This is a genomic window from Vibrio sp. TRT 2004 (genome assembly GCF_050113735.1).
Lineage (GTDB): Bacteria > Pseudomonadota > Gammaproteobacteria > Enterobacterales > Vibrionaceae > Vibrio.
Genome location: NZ_JBNJOH010000066.1, coordinates 1 through 17,339 on the forward strand (window position 1 = coordinate 1; position 17,339 = coordinate 17,339).

14 protein-coding genes and 1 pseudogene are annotated in these 17,339 nt (G+C 46.1%); 11 read left to right on the plus strand and 4 right to left on the minus strand.

Annotation, left to right across the window (positions count from 1 at the left end):
- The first annotated feature begins 471 nt into the window (after window positions 1–471).
- From ACQEXR_RS18605 to ACQEXR_RS18615, 3 genes are all read left to right on the plus strand, one after another.
- A complete protein-coding gene (locus ACQEXR_RS18605) occupies window positions 472–1,059 on the plus strand; it encodes a TetR/AcrR family transcriptional regulator (protein ID WP_331428344.1) in 588 nt (195 codons plus the stop codon).
- Between the two features lie 101 nt (window positions 1,060–1,160).
- A complete protein-coding gene (locus ACQEXR_RS18610; protein ID WP_331428345.1) occupies window positions 1,161–2,024 on the plus strand; it encodes an alpha/beta hydrolase in 864 nt (287 codons plus the stop codon).
- A gap of 146 nt (window positions 2,025–2,170) precedes the next feature.
- Window positions 2,171–3,559: a DASS family sodium-coupled anion symporter gene (locus ACQEXR_RS18615; protein WP_331418249.1), complete on the plus strand. Its 1,389-nt coding sequence runs from the start codon at window positions 2,171–2,173 to the stop codon at window positions 3,557–3,559.
- 95 nt (window positions 3,560–3,654) lie between these two features.
- Here ACQEXR_RS18615 and ACQEXR_RS18620 read toward each other — a convergent pair whose 3' ends face one another.
- The 3 genes from ACQEXR_RS18620 to ACQEXR_RS18630 form a co-directional block, all read right to left on the minus strand.
- A complete protein-coding gene (locus tag ACQEXR_RS18620; protein WP_331428347.1) occupies window positions 3,655–4,758 on the minus strand; it encodes a GGDEF domain-containing protein in 1,104 nt (367 codons plus the stop codon).
- A gap of 165 nt (window positions 4,759–4,923) precedes the next feature.
- A complete protein-coding gene (locus ACQEXR_RS18625; RefSeq protein WP_427020898.1) occupies window positions 4,924–6,399 on the minus strand; it encodes a Na+/H+ antiporter NhaC family protein in 1,476 nt (491 codons plus the stop codon).
- Between the two features lie 17 nt (window positions 6,400–6,416).
- Complete coding sequence (locus tag ACQEXR_RS18630) at window positions 6,417–7,760, minus strand: glutamine synthetase family protein (RefSeq protein ID WP_427020899.1); 1,344 nt, start codon at window positions 7,758–7,760, stop codon at window positions 6,417–6,419.
- 344 nt (window positions 7,761–8,104) lie between these two features.
- On the opposite strand from ACQEXR_RS18630, the gene ACQEXR_RS18635 reads away from it, so the two are divergent.
- The 8 genes from ACQEXR_RS18635 to gabT all read left to right on the plus strand — a co-directional run bounded on the left by ACQEXR_RS18635 (window position 8,105) and on the right by gabT (window position 17,018).
- Window positions 8,105–8,851 (plus strand): gamma-glutamyl-gamma-aminobutyrate hydrolase family protein, encoded by a 747-nt coding sequence (locus ACQEXR_RS18635; RefSeq protein WP_331428349.1) that lies wholly within the window; start codon window positions 8,105–8,107, stop codon window positions 8,849–8,851.
- Window positions 8,852–8,867: 16 nt separating this feature from the next.
- A complete protein-coding gene (puuR, locus tag ACQEXR_RS18640) occupies window positions 8,868–9,425 on the plus strand; it encodes an HTH-type transcriptional regulator PuuR (protein ID WP_138971139.1) in 558 nt (185 codons plus the stop codon).
- A gap of 37 nt (window positions 9,426–9,462) precedes the next feature.
- A complete protein-coding gene (locus tag ACQEXR_RS18645; protein ID WP_331428350.1) occupies window positions 9,463–10,947 on the plus strand; it encodes an aldehyde dehydrogenase in 1,485 nt (494 codons plus the stop codon).
- Between the two features lie 31 nt (window positions 10,948–10,978).
- The gene (locus ACQEXR_RS18650) at window positions 10,979–12,256 is read left to right on the plus strand and encodes an NAD(P)/FAD-dependent oxidoreductase (RefSeq protein ID WP_427020900.1); all 1,278 of its coding nucleotides are present in this window, start codon (window positions 10,979–10,981) and stop codon (window positions 12,254–12,256) included.
- A 23-nt stretch (window positions 12,257–12,279) separates the two neighbouring features.
- Window positions 12,280–13,146, plus strand: coding sequence for an N-carbamoylputrescine amidase (gene aguB / locus ACQEXR_RS18655; protein WP_427020901.1), 867 nt, complete (start codon window positions 12,280–12,282; stop codon window positions 13,144–13,146).
- 11 nt (window positions 13,147–13,157) lie between these two features.
- Window positions 13,158–14,240: an agmatine deiminase gene (gene aguA / locus ACQEXR_RS18660; protein ID WP_138971143.1), complete on the plus strand. Its 1,083-nt coding sequence runs from the start codon at window positions 13,158–13,160 to the stop codon at window positions 14,238–14,240.
- Between the two features lie 63 nt (window positions 14,241–14,303).
- Window positions 14,304–15,731, plus strand: coding sequence for an NAD-dependent succinate-semialdehyde dehydrogenase (locus tag ACQEXR_RS18665; protein ID WP_331428352.1), 1,428 nt, complete (start codon window positions 14,304–14,306; stop codon window positions 15,729–15,731).
- A gap of 15 nt (window positions 15,732–15,746) precedes the next feature.
- Window positions 15,747–17,018, plus strand: coding sequence for a 4-aminobutyrate--2-oxoglutarate transaminase (gabT, locus tag ACQEXR_RS18670; protein WP_427020902.1), 1,272 nt, complete (start codon window positions 15,747–15,749; stop codon window positions 17,016–17,018).
- A gap of 84 nt (window positions 17,019–17,102) precedes the next feature.
- Here gabT and ACQEXR_RS18675 read toward each other — a convergent pair.
- Window positions 17,103–17,213 (minus strand): annotated as a pseudogene (locus ACQEXR_RS18675) (sterol desaturase family protein); the annotation flags it as partial.
- Between the last annotated feature and the right edge of the window lie 126 nt (window positions 17,214–17,339).

Here is a 17,339-nt window from a genome sequence, read left to right on the forward strand (position 1 = left end):
ATTAACAGTGAAAACATGGTTCGTTTTTTCTGTAGACTCAGAGAGAGTTATCCGTTAGCCCACAAGCTTCACATCATTTTAGATGGTGCTGGTATCACCGTCATTCAAAAGAAGAAATTCAATACTGGCGCAGTGGTATAAAAAAAGAGCTCGGGAGCATTTATTGGCTATATCGGCTAAATGCAGAGTGCTTGAGATTCGGTTTTTTGAGTGCTTTTTTTATGGGAATTGTTATGGGGATAGAATATCAATTTGGGATATTTGGTATCTTTTTCGATTAACGGAATTTGTTTAACCGATCGCCTTTATTATCCAAGACTGTTTTCTAACGCTTTTTCCCTTCGTACTCGCTGGAAATAGTTCCAATGAAACTACCCTCTACACGACATTAATTTTCACTTAATCCTTTTCGAGCATTGCAAAAAAGTACGAGTGTGCTAAAAATAGCACTAATAGCAATGAGAGAGCGGTATGAGTAAAGGCAGAATTACCCGAGAGAATATCTTAAGCAAGGCATTTGAACTGGCGAGTGAGAATGGTCTTGAGAGTCTCACCATTGGGGAGCTAGCAAAGCAATGCGGGATGTCGAAAAGTGGCTTGTTTGCCCACTTTAACTCCAAAGATAATCTGCAAATAGCGGTGTTGGAGCATGCCAATTTGATTTTTACTCAGCGTGTTATTGCACCTGCTCGGGAGAGGACGTCGATCAGCATCGAGGATAAACTAACTCAGTTACTCGATAACTGGCTAGGTTGGAATCACTCTTTTCAGGGTAGCTGTATGTTTCTTGATGCATGGAAAGAAACGGGTAGCGAAGCGTCACCCACTCAACAGGTGCTAAAAAAGACCATTGCAACATGGATTGAATACTTAACGATTCAGGTAGCAAAAGGGGTAGAAAATGGTGAGTTTCGCCGCGATTTAGACCCAAAGCAAGCAATCTATGAGCTGTATGGTTTGTATTTAAGTGCGCACCTTTTTTACTCCATACGCGGTGAGCAGGCAAGTCAACAACACTTCTGGCTGGGCGTTCAGCGTCTGATGGCGGACTGGAAGTAAAACTAAGCTAAGTGGATGACTACTTAGCTTATTATTTAACTTAAAATAGCACGGTCGTTCGCTTTTGGGGTGTAAGAGACTGGCATAACAAGGACTACAAGATGAGTGAGAAGATTTACTTTAATACCGCTAAAAAGTTTAGTGTTAAGAAAAGCTTAGTAAACTTAACCACACGCCTTCATCATACTCTGGCACCTACACACGCAAAGAGAACTGCGCGTAACCTTTTACTCACCCCTGCTCGAGCTAAGCCTAAAAATGAGTTACCAAGTGGATTGGTTACTGGTGAAGTGGCATCGAAGGAAGGGTTACTGAAAACTTACCAACTGGGTAGTGGCCCAGTTTGGGTGATGACGCACGGTTGGTCTGGTAGTGCTAATCAGTTTTTCCCGCTGATGGAGCACATCGCAAGTCAGGGTTACACCGCTTTGGCTTATGACCATCCAGGGCATGGCCGCAGTGAAGGTGCTTATGGTCATATCCCAGCCTTTGTTCTTGGTTTAGAGTCCATTCTGGATAGTGTTGATGATGTTGCAGGGCTAGTGGCACATAGTATGGGGACGGTTTCTGCGCTTGAATGCCATCATCAAAAGTTAGTGGATAAACCACTGCTGCTTATCGCTCCTTTGCTCGATTATCTGGATAACTTGTTTGGCAGTATTGCGCGTTCTGGCTACTCGATGCGCCTATTTGATGCGGTGGTTAACGAGGTGGAAGAGCAATATCGCTATCCTCTCAAGTCGATTGATCCATACAGTAAACTTAAATCTCGCTCAGCACAGACTATTATTGTTCATGATGAACAGGATAAGTTTGCCAAGTATTCTGAGTCGGTTAAAGCCGCGCAAGAAATGGCGAATGTCAGCTTGGTCACAACACAGGATCAAGGACATGGACGAGTGATGAAGTGCCAACAAGTGATGGATAGTTTTGATAAATTGGTGTCAAAACAGACGTTTTTATGATGGGAAAATGTCCAATCTATTCATGTTGTTAACAAATATTTCCATGTTGTTGATATGGTTAACAGATTTGCAATGAAAAATATTTCCGAAGCAGGTTGTATGGGATCATTTGCTATGCCACATGGCCCTCATAAGGAAATATAATAATGAATAGAAATGATAGTGTCCCTTTGCCCACCAATACCAGAGAATGGTTGTTTAACCGCAACAGTATGATTGTCTTAGCCGATATCGCACTGTTTGCGGCTCTATACTTTACCTTACCATTTGATCCTAAAGTGGTATTGGGTATCTGTATGTTAATTTTTGTCGCCATTCTTTGGCTGACAGAAGCCCTACATGTCACTGTAACGGCCATACTCGTCCCGATCATGGCCGTGTTATTTGGTGTTTTTGATACCCAAACGGCTCTAAATAACTTTGCTAACTCCATCATTTTTCTGTTTCTTGGTGGCTTTGCTCTTGCTGCCGCTATGCACCGACAGGGGTTAGATAAGGTTATCGCTGATAAGGTACTTGTTTTAGCCAAAGGCAAAATGAGCGTTGCAGTGTTTATGCTATTTGGTGTAACGGCGGCGCTTTCAATGTGGATCAGTAACACAGCAACGACGGCGATGATGCTGCCTCTTGTGCTTGGTGTCTTGAGCAAGGTGAACTCAGAAAGCGGCCATAAGACTTACGTATTTGTGTTGCTTGGCATCGCGTACAGCGCAAGTATTGGTGGTATCGCGACCATCGTTGGTAGTCCACCGAATGCAATTGCTGCGGCTGAAGTAGGTCTAACATTCACAGATTGGATGCGCTTTGGTATTCCAACGACCTTGATCTTACTGCCTATCTCTATCGCGGTACTGTTTGCGGTTCTAAAACCAAACTTGAGTGGTCAGTTTGAGTTGAACAACGAGCCAGTTAACTGGGATAAAGGCAAAATCGTTACTTTAAGCATCTTTGCCGCGACCGTCTGCTTGTGGATTTTCAGTAAGCCTATCAATGCCATGCTGGGTGGCTACGCGAAGTTTGATACTGTCGTTGCACTCGCTGCGATTGTTGCCGTTAACTTTGCACGTGTGGTGCACTGGAAAGACATTGAAAAAACCGCTGACTGGGGCGTATTACTGCTGTTTGGTGGTGGTATCTGTCTAAGTAATGTTCTTAAAGCGACAGGTACGAGTGTTTTCCTTGCTAATGGCTTGAGCGAGCTGATTGCTCACCTAGGCGTGTTCTTTATTATCGCTGTGATTGCCGTGTTTGTGGTGTTCTTGACGGAGTTCGCGAGTAACACAGCCAGCGCAGCATTGCTGATCCCTGTCTTTGCCAGCGTGGCGGAAGCGTTCGGTATGTCACCTGTAGTTCTGTCGGTATTGATTGCCGTAGCCGCTTCTTGTGCCTTTATGTTGCCAGTGGCAACGCCACCTAACGCGATCGTGTTTGGTTCAGGTCATATCAAGCAGAGCGAGATGATGCGTGTTGGACTTATTCTCAACTTCGCCTGTATCGCTGCGTTAACCTTTATCGCGATGACTTTCTGGGCTTAACCAGTCCGTTAAGATTAAAAACCTGCTGTACGGCAGGTTTTTAATATTTCATTCCTACCGAATCGTGAGTAATAGTCGGTAGGGGCGGTAGGCAGTTACTTTTTAAGTGCTACGCATTTTAGCGGTTGTTCATTTTTGTTGGGCGATTTGCGAGTCTTATTGAGGTACATATCTTTATCTGCTCGTGCCAAAGTATCCTGGCAGCAGAGGTAATTTTTCGGACCTGACTGTGCTACACCAACGCTAAGCGATATGTCTTCTCGCAGAGAGGCAAGGTTTTCCATCATGCGTGGAATATAGTTCTCGACGGCGGATTCTTTAGTGCAACTCGGCATGACAACCACGAACTCATCGCCACCAACTCTAAAGCAGAGGTCAACATTGCGAGAAGCGCCTCTGAGGCAATCAGAGACAATAATCAACACGCTGTCGCCTTCTTCATGACCAAACTGGTCATTGAAGTGTTTAAAGTTGTCGACATCGATATAGACGATGGCGACGGGATCGTTTTGTTGTTGTGCTTCTGAAAACAACTTACTGGTAAACTCTTCAAAAGCGCGCTTGTTATAGAGATTGGTCAGTGGATCTAAACGCGCCATCTTTTCAAGGCTTCGCGTTCTTTCTTGAACAATAGACTCGAGCTCATTGACGTACTGAAAGGATTTGTTCTTCTCAATCTCGATTTCGTTCATCATGCTTTTTATGTAAGTATCAAATACATAAGAAACATCAAAGTCAATCAATCGGTCGAGAATGTCACTCAGCATCTGAGCATAATTAGGATCATCCAAATGATTATGAATCGTAGAGATCAGCTTCGCTTTGAGGTAGTTCACCGAAGATAGATACATTTTCGGGTCTACACCGATGCGTTTGTGGACTAGACCGATACGAAGTCGATGTTCGACATAATCCAAATTGATATCTTTACTGAACAGATCGGTAATGTATTGTCTTAGTGCAGACATTAAGCGCTGTAATGTACCCGCATCACCAATTAATGTTTCGACATCAGGGCTGCGAGTTTGATGGGTATAGAAGTCATCAACAATGGCATCTAAATGACGAGAGATGACCCCTTTCATCGTCCTTAATTCGTTGATATCACTCGTCGTGAGCCTAAAAAGATGCAGTCTTTGTGTTAACTCGGTTTCTGATATTTTTTGTTGTTCAACGAGGGATTTGTCTGTGATTCTCATCTTAACTACCCTTAATACACCTAGCCATGAACTCATTTTATAAAACAGTATGCATATTTTGCCTAAATTTGATTGTTGCTAGATGTTATGGGGTATTTGCGATGCTCTTAACGTTAAAAGCCCCGCTATCGTAAGCGGGGCTGATTGCATCGGTGAAACGAGTGGTTAGCCGATGAATAGGAAGAACAGGAATGTAGCGACAATACCAATCAGCGCATACGGGAACTGCGTGGTAGCATGTTGCATCGAAGTACAGCCAGAACCTTGAGCAGAGAGTACAGTTGAATCACTGAAGAAACAGGAGTGGCTGCCTGCCGCTGATGCAGAAAGTAGTGCTGCAACAGTTAGGTGTAGAGGCACGCCAAGTTGTTCACCTAGTGGAAGAACAATCGGCATTGCTACCGCAAACGTACCCCAAGATGATGCAGTCGCAAACACAAGGCCACCAGTGATCATAAAGATGATGGCAGGGAAGTAGGACGCAGATAAGTAAGGGCTAACCGTCTCGATAACATACTGAGTCACACCCAGTGAATCGTTGACGTTTTTGAGCATGAAGCCACCAATAACGGTTGCTAGAGGTAACAGCATGACCTTGATACCGTCGTAAATCGCCTCAAACATGTCATTCATCGAGATCAGTCGCTGTACCCCATAGAAACAAACCGTAAAGATGATTGCGACAAAGACGCCTGCTAATAGATCGATACCGTAGTACCAACTTGCCGCAACAAGCACGACCATTGGAAGTAGGAAGTTGATAAGACCCATAGTTGGACTGGTGTGCGCTGAAATATCTGAACCAAAATCGATGTCAGTAGCGCCGTCTGGGCGAACTTGTCCGTTTTTAGCACGTTGCTCGGCTTTTTTCATCGCACCAAGATCTGGGATCTTTTCGAGTGCAACCAGCAGAACAATCGCTAGCGTCACCCAACCGTATGCCATGTATGGGATGGCTTCAATGTAGGTCTTGATACCTTCGCCAGATTCGGCCACATTGTTTGCTTCCAGAAGTGAGCTAAAGAATATTGCCCACGTAGAAATCGGTACCAAAATACAAATTGGTGCTGCGGTTGAGTCAACCAGATAAGAGAGCTTTTCACGTGAAATCTGGTAGCCATCCGTCACCTTCTTCATTGAGGATGAGATTGCAATGGCGTTTAAGTAGTCGTCAATGAAGATCACGATACCCAGAACGAATGTCATCAGCATCGACTGGCGACGGCTCTTCACTTTGGTCACCAGCATATCTGAGAAACTGAGTATGCTGCCGCCTTTTTCAAGGATAGCGATCAGGCCGCCCATCAAGCCACAGACCAGAATGATCCAAGCGATGGTTTCATCCATCATAACCGTCATTGAGATATCAACTATCTGCTCAACGGCTTGTGCCGGATTTAGCAGTAAAACCCCAGCAATCGCACCGCTAAATAGCGCTTCTACTGTACGGTGAGTCGTGAGAGCAAAGACGAGTACTAACGCTGTTGGGAGCAGGCTCATCCAGCCATAAGCTTGACCTTCTTCATGGCTAAGGCCAATAGCAGTAAAGAAGATAAAGGTCGCTATCACCAGTAAGGTGACCACAATATGTTGGGTATTGATTTTAAATGGTGCATCCAGCACCTTTGTTTGAGTCGTCATAGCTTGTCAGTCCTTTGTTAAGCTGAGTGCAACATCCAATCGATTTCTAGGGGAGTAACGGCTCGCTCAAATTCCGCGAGTTCACTCCGTTTACAGGCTAGGAATAAATCGATGAATTCTCTCGAGATGTATTGAGCCAACTCGCTGTGTTCCAATTGATCCAGAGCTTCAGACATTCGCACAGGTAAGTCAACAGCATTATCACTAAGAGGAGGAGGGCATTGTTCTTTGGTATAGTTTTCGCTGGCCAGCACCGCGGAGAGCACGACAGCTGCGAGAATGTATGGGTTCACATCTGCGCCTGCAATACGGTGCTCAATACGACGGTTCTTGCTGTCGCTAATTGGTACGCGTAGTGCGACACCACGGTGGTTTACTCCCCAGTCAGCTTGGGTAGGTACATAAGCACCAGGCACAAAGCGACGGAAAGAGTTGATATTAGGGCAGATTAACGCCATTGAATCGGATGTTTGCGCTAGCATTGCCGCGATAGTCTGATAAAACAGCGGGCTCTCACTTCCATCAGCGAGGCTAAAGTGGTTGTTACCTTCTTCGTCGACAAGGCTGATGTGGATATGCATGCCATTACCAGCTTGCTCTGCAAAAGGTTTGGCCATAAAAGTGGCATCAAAACCATGTTGGTTGGCAACCTGACGGATGACGCGTTTTGCGATGATGATTTCATCACACACTCGCAACACATCTTTTGAATGGTTGAAGTTGATTTCAAACTGCCCTGGTGCAGATTCAGATAAGGCACCCGATGTGTTCAACCCTTGCTCTTGAGCCACTTTACTTAGATCGGACAGGAAGTCGGCATAATCATCAAGACCACCAAGGTCATAAACTTCAGTATCTTTTTCACGGACGTGTTTGGCCGGGTTAATGGCGGTTTGCAATTCTCCATTCTCACCGCGTTTCTTATCAATTAGGTAGAACTCAAGTTCTAGAGCAATGCAGGGATAAAGGTTTTTTCGGTGCAGTTTTTCGACCATGCCGCCAAGAATATTGCGAATAAATAGAGAGTTTGGGTTTACTCCCGTTTCATCCATCATGCTCAACAGCAGTTGACCCACTTGAGGTTTTGCCGTTGGCATGAGTGTATCGGCGATAGGGAAGCACATATTGTCTGGTTCGCCCAAATCTTCGCCAAGCCCAGCAGACTCCACTACATTTCCTTTGGTATCCAAGGTAATGGTAGATAAAGGGAGAGCGACCCCTTTATGCAGTTTGTCGAGTCCACTCACTGGGATGCGTTTACCACGTGGAGTGGCGTTTATGTCAGTGAAGATCAGGTCGACAAACTCTATTTCTGGCCATTGCTGTCTAAAATTTTTAACTTCCTGTAAATACGATTCCATTTTTAGTTCTCCAAGTAGCCTGACGAGCGGCGAGCTAAAAATAATTGATTTAACAATTAAGTTACATCATTTAGACCAAAGTCTAAGTAATGACAATTATTTTCTTTATATACAATGATTTAACTTCGTTTGCATGAAAGCGGAGAGTTCATTGTGGGTTTGTTTTGTTAACTATTTTGTAACAGGTGATGGTCTTTTGCTCAATATATTGAGCAAAAAATGGTTCTTTTTTGACCAAAAAGGAGGGGTTGGTCACGATTTGGTCAGAATATCGAACATTGCTGTTGATAATTTTGTACATGGTTTGTAGTGTGAATGTTAAATAAATTGAACACGGAAGCATCATGGCTAAAACAAGCAAACCCGTCATTGGTGTCGTCAGCTGCGCGAAAGAGCTAGGTGGCTACAAGATTCAGTCAGTTAATGACTTTTATCTTCGTGCAGTAAAGGATTTTGGCGGTCTACCTCTGATTCTGGCTCCGGACTTACCAGAAGAAGACATGCAAACCCTTCTCGAATTGTGTGATGGATTTTTGTTTCCGGGAAGTCATTCGAACGTTGCTCCGCATCGCTATAACGCAACGCATGAAGAAGCAAAGAAAGATGAGAAGCGCGATGAGCTGGCATTCTCTCTTATTCGACACGCAGTTGATAAAGACATTCCTTGTTTGGGGATCTGCCGAGGATTCCAAGAGATGAATGTGGCGCTAGGTGGTTCGTTGAATCCAGCTGTTCACGATTCTGGTTTTAGTGACCACAGAGAGAAACCGGTTGAAGATTTTGAACAGAAATATGCACCAGCCCATGCTGTGCTCGTTCAGAAAGAGAGTTTGTTTGAGCAGTGGTTAACAGAAAACCAATGGCAGAACACCAGTTTGTTCGAAGTAAACACCCTACATAATCAAGGGGTCGACCAACTCGCACCACAGTTGCAAATAGAGGCTAAGGCCCCTGATGGTCTGATAGAAGCCTTTAGCCTGCCAGGACAAAAATTTTTCGTTGGCGTGCAGTGGCACCCAGAATGGCAAGCAAAAACCAATCATTTCTCTCAAATTTTATTCAAAGAATTTATGATGGCTGCCTCTGTATAAATCAGGAGCAGAATGAATGGACAATCAAGAGATTGGTAAAAATATTGTTCAGTTAAGAAAACAAAATGGATTGTCACAACGCGAACTCGCTGAGCGAGCGGGCATTACACACAGTGCGATTTCTTCAATTGAGAATGGCAAAGTCAGCCCGTCAGTGAGTTCGTTACAGAAAATAGTTAATGTTTTTTCTTTATCACTTTCTGAGTTTTTCATTGTTGAAAATGATCAAAGTGATGAAACGAAGGTTGTCGTGACACAGGATGAGCTGGTTGAAATGGGCAGCGAATCGGTTTCGATGAAACTTGTCACCAACGGCAGCAAAGATCAGGTAATCGGATTCCTGATTGAAGAATATGCTCCGCACGGTACCACGGGTGCGCGAGAAATCAGACACGAAGGTGAAGAGATAGGTACGGTCCTTGAGGGGGAAATTACTCTTGAGTACCGAGGAAAGTCTTATCTTATCAAGCAGGGCGAATCGTACGTTATTGATACGATGAAACCGCATAAGTTTACTAATCACACAGACAAGGCTTGTCGAATGATAAGCGCGCATACGCCGACCACATTCTAAGTGGGCCTTGCCTTGTTGTGATAAACAAGGAGGGCGTATGAAAACCCAAGAGCAATGGATTGAACTCAAAAACAATCTCGTCATTGAGGGCCGATCTTATCTGAATGGCGAGTATTGTGAAGCACAAAGTGGTCAAACGTTAGGCGTATTCAATCCAGCAACGGATGAAAAACTGACTGATATCGCTCGTTGTCAAAGTGAAGATGTCGATCTTGCGGTTAAGTATGCCCGAGATGCTTTTAAAGCTGGCGATTGGAGCAACAGTGCTCCTGCCAAGCGTAAGGCAGTTCTGTATAAATTTGCCGATCTCATCGAGCAGCATTGTGAGCAATTAGCCCTGCTTGAAACCTTAGACACCGGCAAACCTATTTCTCATAGTGTATCAACGGACGTACCTGGCGCAGCCAATTCATTGCGCTGGTATGCAGAAGCAATTGATAAAGTTTATGGGGAAGTCGCACCAACAGAAAAAAATGTTCATGCCTTTATTTCTCATCAACCTATAGGCGTTGTTGCCGCAGTCGTTCCTTGGAACTTCCCTTTATGGATTGCTTGCTGGAAACTTGGACCCGCGCTTGCGGCGGGCAACAGTGTCATCCTTAAACCGTCTGAAAAATCATCTCTAACGGCTATCTACTTAGGTCAACTTGCCGAGCAGGCAGGTCTACCAAAAGGTGTTTTCCAAGTCGTCACCGGTTTTGGACATGAAGCTGGTGACGCTTTGGCTAAACATCATGATGTTGATTGCATCGCGTTTACTGGTTCAACCCGAATCGCGGGTCAGCTAATGATCAGTTCAGGTGAAACAAACCTGAAGCGAGTATTCGCTGAAGCGGGTGGTAAGAACGCCAACATCGTCTTTGAGGACTGTGACGATTTGGATCGCGCAGCAGCGGAAACTGCGGCGGGATGTTTCTACAACCAAGGTGAAGTATGTGTTGCTGCGACGCGTCTGTTGGTGCATGAAAGCATTAAGGATCGCTTTGTCGATAAAGTGATTTCAGCGGCACAGGCATTTATGCCTAAAGATCCTCTAGACACCTCCTCATCAATGGGGGCATTGATTGACAAGGAGCACAAAGCCAAGGTGCTTGAATACATCCTCCTTGGCCAGTCTGAAGGTGCGACGCTTCGCTGTGGTGGCGACGTTCAGGGTCAAGGCGCTTTCGTCGAACCAACCATTCTTGACAACGTCGACAACAAAATGAAAGTGGCTCAGGAAGAGATCTTTGGTCCGGTATTGTGCGTGATTCCATTCAAGGATGAAGCGCAAGCTATTGAGATTGCCAATGACTCACAATATGGCCTTGGTGCAGCACTTTGGAGTAGCAACATCAACCGTGTTCACCGTGTAGCGAAACAGCTACAGGCGGGCTCGGTCTGGGTCAATAACTACAACGAAGGTGACATGACTGTCCCGTTTGGTGGATTCAAGATGAGTGGTAATGGCCGCGACAAATCGCTGCATGCCATCGAGAAATTCACTGAAACTAAGACGACTTGGATTCGTCTACACCCTTAAGCCTGCTGAAGATTAATAAAGGAATATCTCTATGAACAAGCATACGGATTCGTTCTACGCCCATTCTGTACCCAATATGCCTGACTACCCGCAACTGCAAGACCACATTGAGTGTGATGTTTGTGTCGTAGGTGCAGGATTCTCAGGACTCTCTTCTGCCCTGCACTTGGCCGAAAAAGGTTTCAAAGTGGTGGTGCTGGAGAGCGCAAAAGTCGGTTTTGGAGCAACGGGTCGTAACGGTGGACAAATCGTCAATAGCTACAGCCGAGATGTTGATGTACTAGAAAGCCGTTACGACCACGCTCAGGCAAAAGCGCTTTGTGAAATGATTTTTGAAGGTGGCGATATCATTCGTGGCCTGATTGATAAATACAATATTGATTGTGACCACAAACAGGGTGGTCTGTTTACCTCGCTAAATAAAAAGCAGCTTAAAGGGCTGGAAGAGCATAAGAAGAACTGGGAACGCTACGGCAATGATCAGCTTACCTTGCTTGATGCTAACGAGATTGAGCAAGCGGTCGGCACCAAAGTCTACTCTGGTGGCCTGCTTGATATGCGTGGCGGACATATTCATCCACTTAAACTTGCGTTGGGTGAAGCGGCAGCATTCGTCTCTCTTGGTGGGCAAATCTTTGAACAGTCGGCAGTAACTACGATTGAAAAAGGCGCTAATCCAGTTGCTAAAACAACGCATGGAAGTGTGAAAGCCAAATACTTAGTGCTCGCTGGCAATGCTTACTTAGGTGGGTTAGCGCCGAACATCAGTAATAAAGCGATTCCATGCGGTACTCAGGTCGTGGCAACAGAGCCATTGTCTGAAGAGTTACTCAAACAGATCTTGCCAACCGATTATTGCGTGGAAGATTGTAACTACCTACTGGACTACTTCCGTCTCAGTGCGGATAAACGCCTGCTGTTTGGTGGTGGTGTGGTATACGGCGCGCGCGATCCAGAAAATATCGAAGCCATTATTAGACCTAAGATGGAAACCGTCTTTCCTCAGCTTAAGGGCATCAAAATTGACTACAGATGGACAGGGAACTTCTTGTTGACCTATTCACGTATGCCTCAGTTTGGCGCGTTTGCTGACAACATCTACTACCTGCAAGGCTACAGCGGCCATGGGGTTACTTGTACCCATTTGGCTGGCAAGTTACTGGCAGAAGCATTAACAGGACATGCAGAACGTTTTGACGCATTTGCTGCCCTTAGACACTACGCTTTCCCAGGTGGTCGCCACTTCCAGATCCCGTTTACGGCTATGGGGGCGGCGTATTACAACCTGAGAGATAAATTGGCGATTTAGGAACAAAAGATAAGGAATATCCAATGAGTAAAGTCGTGAAGTTTGCCGCTCTACAGCTAACCATCAGCTGGGATCTGGAAGATAACCTCAGCAAAGCTAAAGCCGCGATCCGTGAAGCTGCGGCGAATGGTGCAAATGTGATTTTGCCTCAAGAGCTTTTTGCAGCGCCTTATTTCTGCAAAAAGCAGGAAGCGAAGTACTTTGAGTTGGCCCAAGAGACCGCTCACTGTCATCTGATTAAAGAGATGAGTGAATTGGCCAAAGAACTTGGTGTGGTGATTCCAGTTAGCTACTTTGAGAAAGCAGGCAATACTTTCTTTAACTCGCTGGTAATGATCGATGCAGATGGAACCGTACTGGACAATTACCGTAAGTCTCATATTCCTGATGGCCCAGGTTACAGCGAGAAGTACTACTTCAGCCCTGGCGATACGGGATTTAAGGTTTGGCAGACTAAGTTTGGTAAGTTTGGTGCAGGTATTTGCTGGGATCAATGGTTTCCAGAGCTTGCACGCAGTTTGGCTCTTCATGGCGCGGAAGCGATTTTTTATCCAACGGCGATTGGCTCTGAGCCTCAGGATCCAACACTGGATTCACGAGATCATTGGCAACGCACAATGCAGGGGCATTCTGCCGCGAATCTCGTTCCAGTGATTGCTTCCAACCGAGTAGGAACGGAAGTGGATGATGGTATCGAGACGACCTTCTACGGTTCTTCGTTCATTACTGACCACACTGGAGGCAAGCTTGCGGAAGCACCGCGCGAAGGTGAGGCAATCATTTACGCTGAGATCGATTTGGAGCAGACCGCGAAAGCTCGTCACTCTTGGGGCTTGTTCCGTGACCGTCGCCCAGATCTCTACGCTAGTGTAGGCAAGCTTGCAGTATAGGAGGCATTGGAATGCAGTTATTTTCAACGCCTGCACAAGATGGCTTCTATTTTCCGGCTGAGTTTCAGCCGGTTAGCCAAGTTTGGCTAGCATGGCCAGAAAGACGTGATAACTGGCGTGATGACGCCTTACCCGCTCAGCTAACTTTTGCTCGTATCGCCAATGCGATTTCTGAAGTGACGAAAGTCTGTGTTGCGGTAAGTAGCAAACAGTTTGATCACGCTCGTGACTTACTTCAGCCTGAAATTCGGTTAGTTGAAATCCCATTCAACGATGCTTGGATGCGTGATATTGGCCCGACAGTCTTGGTAAACGAGAGTGGTGAACGTCGTGGTATTAGCTGGCAGTTTAATGCTTGGGGCGGTGAGTACAACGGTTTATATGACAACTGGCAACAAGACGATCTCGTCGCCAGTTCGGTGTGTGACATAATCGGCATCGATCACTACCGTGCGCCATTTGTCCTTGAAGGCGGTTCGATTCATACCGATGGTGAGGGCACCTTGTATACCACTGAAGAGTGTTTACTTAGTCCTGGTCGTAACCCTTTGCTGACCAAGCAGCAGATCGAGCAGCAACTCAAGGAGTACCTCAGCATAGAGAAAGTGATTTGGCTTCCTAACGGCTTATTTAATGATGAGACGGATGGCCATGTTGATAATCTTATGCACGTTATTGCTCCCGCTAAAGTGGTGCTGAGTTGGACGGATGACCCAAGTGATCCTCAATATCATCTATCGCGCGAAGCGGAACGGGTGCTCAAATCACAGACCGATGCGCAAGGTCGTGAGATTGAAATTGTGCGTTTACCTTTGCCTGGCCCACTGCATTACAGTGAGAATGAAGCGCAAGGTATTGAGGTAAGCGAAGGAATGAGCCGAGAAGCAGGGGAACGCTTAAGTGCGTCTTATGCAAACTTTCTTATCGTAAATGGCTATGTATTTTTGCCTCTCCTTGATGATAGAACCGATGCTGAGGCGATCTCTGTGCTACAGAGCGCAATGCCGGATCATCAAATCATTGGGATACCGACAAGAGAAGTGCTGTTAGGAGGTGGGAACATCCACTGTATAACGCAGCAGATCCCAGCATAAATAAATCGTAAGCCACGTTAGAACTGATTGCGTGGCGAACACTAGCTTTCAAAAGGAATCACCATGCAACAAATTATTAATCAAAGTCTTCTTTCGTTTATGGTGCCGAGTGAAGAGCAAGGCATTGCCGTGACCAACCCTGCAACCGGAGAACGACTTGGCTTTGCTCCTGTTTCGTCTCAGCAATCCATTTTAGATGGCATTGAACGTTCAAGTGTTGCGCAGAAAGAGTGGGCGGCGAGGTCTGCGAAAGCACGCGGTGCTTTGTTATTGCGCTGGCATCAATTGCTATTGGAAAATAAACAAGACCTCGGCCGTTTAATGACGTTAGAGCAAGGCAAACCACTTGCAGAGGCAGAAGGTGAAGTGGCTTATGGCGCGAGCTTTATTGAGTGGTTTGCTGAGGAAGCAAAACGCACATACGGTGAAACGATTCCTGCGCCAAGTGGCGACAAGCGTTTGCTAACCATCAAACAACCGATTGGTGTGGCTTGTGCGATTACCCCGTGGAACTTCCCGATTGCGATGATTACCCGTAAGGCTGGCCCAGCATTGGCTGCGGGCTGTAGCTTTGTGGTTAAGCCATCAGAGTCTACGCCGCTATCGGCGTTTGCGGTGGTTGAGCTAGCGTATCAGGCGGGTATCCCACGTGATGTACTTCAGGTGGTGCTTGGTGAAGATTCACGTCAGGTTGGTGCTATTTTTACCTCTCATCCTCTCATTCGTAAGCTGTCTTTCACAGGCTCTACTAAAGTGGGCAGCATTCTAATGCAGCAAAGTGCGCACGACATTAAACGCACGTCGATGGAACTGGGTGGCAACGCGCCGTTTATCGTTTTTGATGACGCGGATATCGATGCGGCGGTAGCAGGTGCAATGGCGTCTAAGTTCCGTAACGCTGGCCAGACTTGTGTTTGTGCCAACCGCTTCTATGTTCACAGCACGGTTTATGACGAGTTTGTTGCCAAGTTTGACGCTGCTGTTCAAAACCTCAAAGTCGGTAATGGTCTTGAACAGGGCGTCACCATTGGTCCTGTGATTAGCGAATCTGCTAAGCAGGGAATTCAAAGCTTGATTGATGGTGCGATTGAACAAGGTGCGCAGCCTGTCAGTGAGTTGAAGCAACTTGATGGACTCTTTATTCAGCCAGTGATTCTGAAAAATGTTACCCATGACATGAAGATCGTTTCGGAAGAGATCTTTGGCCCAGTCGCTCCCGTGATTGCTTTTGACAATGATGAGCAACTGATTGAGATGGCCAATGACACCATCTATGGATTGGCTTCTTATTTTTACAGCCAGAATATTCACCGCGTGTGGAAAATTGCTGAAGCGTTGCAGTACGGCATGGTTGGAATTAACGAAGGTATTATCTCTACGGAAGTGGCACCGTTTGGCGGTGTCAAACAGTCAGGCATTGGCCGTGAAGGGGCTAAGCAGGGTATCGATGAATACATGGACGTGAAATATCTCTGCTTTGGCGGCAACTAATTTAAGGAAAAATTAATGAACAACCAACAACTACATCAAAGAAGAAGTCAGGTCATTGCTCAGGGTATGGGCGCTATGTACCCACTCTATGTTGAGAAAGCCGATAATGCCCACGTGTGGGATATTGAAGGCAATAAATACATCGACTTCGCGGCGGGAATCGCTGTAACCAACACAGGTCACGCTAACAAGCGTATCAGTGAAGCGGTAAAAGCTCAGATTGATAAGTTCTCCCATACTTGTGCCATGGTCACCCCGTATGCCTCGTTTGTTGAACTGGCAGAGAAGCTGACAGAGCTTGCTCCGGGCCCATCGGCTAAAAAAGCGATTTTCCTCACCACGGGTGCGGAAGCGGTAGAGAACGCAGTAAAAATCGCACGAGCTCATACCGGTCGTAGTGGTGTGATTGCATTTAAAGGGGGGTTCCACGGTCGTACTAACATGACCATGGGACTGACGGGTAAAGTGGCGCCATACAAGGCGGGTTTTGGGCCGTTCCCAAATGAGATTTTCCATGCGCCATATCCGAATGCTTTCCACGGTATTAGCGTCCAGCAGAGTCTACAAGCGATAGAAGATCTGTTTGCTTGTGATATCGAACCATCACGCGTTGCTGCGATCATTTTTGAACCAGTGCAAGGTGAAGGTGGTTTCTACAAGGCACCGAAAGAGTTCGCTCAAGGGCTGCGTCAAGTGTGTGATAAGCATGGCATCATGTTGATTGCCGATGAGATCCAAACCGGCTTTGCGCGTACCGGCAAAATGTTTGCCACTGAGTATCTCGACATTGAGCCTGACATGATGACGATGGCGAAAGGAATCGCGGGTGGTTACCCAATCTCAGCCGTTGTCGGTAAGAGTGATGTTATGGACTCGGCACTACCGGGGGGGTTAGGTGGCACCTACGCGGGTTCGCCTCTTGGTTGTGCCGCTGGTCTGGAAGTGCTCAAAATTATCGAAGAGCTCGATTTATGCGCTAAAGCCCAAGGTATTGGTGAAGTGGTTAATGCTCGTATGACGAAACTGCAACAGTCTGTCCCTGCGATTGGCGAAGTGCGTACCTACGGTGCGATGATGGCCATCGAATTTACTGATCCTCAAACAGGTCAGCCTCTTCAGGATATGACCAAAGCGGTGATCAGCAAGGCACAGGAAAATGGTTTAATTCTGTTGTCATGTGGTGTCAAAGCCAACGTTATTCGTCTGTTACCACCACTGACTATTGAGCCAGAAGTTCTTGAAGAAGGCTTGGATAAACTCGAGAAGATCATTCTCGAAATCGCATAAAATGGAAGACCCGCAATCGCGGGTCTTTTTTTAATCATCAGGTGGAGAGAGCACTAACTTTAGGCGCTGTCTAAGTGATAGCCCCCGATGACTGGCACTATGAAACCAGTAGTAGAAAAAGTCCTGCAATACCAGTAGGAGTATGAAGGTCGCGGCCGTCATTTCGATATCGAATAAACGCCATCCGAATAGCCATTACGAACTACGCCCTGCTTCCCATTGATTGAGGCTGTAGTTAACCCCCGTCTTTTAAGCTCTCTTGAGCAAATTTTTGCCTCTGCTTTTTCTATGATATGCTCTTACGCATCTTGTCTCATTGTC